The organism is Microbacterium sp. ISL-103 (assembly GCF_018613995.1).
Lineage (GTDB): Bacteria > Actinomycetota > Actinomycetes > Actinomycetales > Microbacteriaceae > Microbacterium.
Genome location: NZ_JAGGPD010000566.1, coordinates 1 through 1,371, shown reverse-complemented (window position 1 = coordinate 1,371; position 1,371 = coordinate 1). Strand labels below are relative to the sequence as shown.

General features: G+C 69.3%; 1 protein-coding gene. It reads left to right on the top strand.

The window, feature by feature from the left end:
* A partial coding sequence (locus J7E68_RS17915; protein ID WP_215174890.1) for a TPM domain-containing protein occupies nucleotides 1-1,371 on the top strand: 1,371 nt, incomplete at both ends.

Sequence of the window (1,371 nt, the reverse complement as noted above, 5' to 3'; positions counted from 1 at the left end):
AGCGAGAAGGATGCCGTCGAGGCTCGACTCCATACGCTCAGCGACAACTCCTCGGCAGACCTCTTCGTCGTGCTCGTCGATGACTTCACGTCGCCGTCGGACAGCGTCGAATGGGCCGACACCGTCGCCGAGAACAACAACCTCGGATCCGAGCAGTATCTGCTCGCCATCGCCGTCGAAGGACGCAGCTACTACATCTCGGCCGCCCCCGACGGCCCTCTCAGCGACAGCAAGCTCGACGAGGTCGAGGACAGGATCCAGGGCCTCGCCGCACAGAACGACTGGGAGGGCGCGATCGTCCTCGCCGCCGACGAGGTCCAGGGCGACGGAGGGGCCGGCGCGCTCCGCGCCACCCTGATCGTGGTCGGGATCATCGCGCTGGCGCTGGTCGTGTGGCTCGTGATCGCCCTGGTCCGCCGATCGCGCCGAAACGCCGAGATCAGACGGCGCGGGGCGATGCCCGAGAAGCCGGATCCGAACGATCCGTTCTCCACGCTCACCGATGAGCAGGTGCAGACCCAGGCCGGCGCGGCGCTGGTGCAGGCCGACGACGCGATCACGTCCAGCCGCGAAGAGCTCGGGTTCGCGGTCGCGCAGTTCGGTGAGGCCGCGACGTCGGAGTTCAGCGGTGCCCTCGAGACCGCGAAGGCGAAGATGTCCGAGGCGTTCGACCTCAAGCAGAAGCTCGATGACGAGATCGAAGACACGGTCCATGATCGCCGCGCCTGGCACATCCGCATCATCGGGATCTGCGACGAGATCGACGACGTCCTCGACGACAACACCGACGCCTTCGATGCACTGCGCAGGCTCGAGCAGAACGCCCCGCAGGAACTCGAACGGGTGCGTGGTGAACGTGCCGCCCTCGATCCCGTGCTGGCGTCAGCCGCATCATCGCTCTCCGCACTCACCGCCGCGTTCGATCAGTCGGCGCTCGTGACGGTCGCCGACAACCCGGCTCAGGCTCCGGCGCGGGCAGCCCTCGCCGACCGATCCATCGAGGCCGCCGAGCAGGCGATCGCGGCGGGGCGGTCCGGCGAAGCCGCGTTCGCCATCCGCACGGCCGAGCAGTCGGTCGCACAGGCGCCGCGGCTGGTTCAGGCCATCACCGCCCTCGGCACCGAGCTGGCGGGGATCGAATCCCAGGCTCAGGCGCTGATCGCCGAGCTGCAGAGCGACATCGCTGCGGCGCAGCAGCTGCCGGACTCCGGGGGAACGATCGCGTCGGTCGCCGCCGCAACGGCCCAGCAGCTGCAGCAGGCACAGGCCGCCCTGTCGGGATCCTCCCGCAGCCCGCAGCGCCTGCTCGAGGCCCTCACCGCGGCGAACACGCAGATCGATGCGGCCATCGCACAGGGCACACAGGCCGTC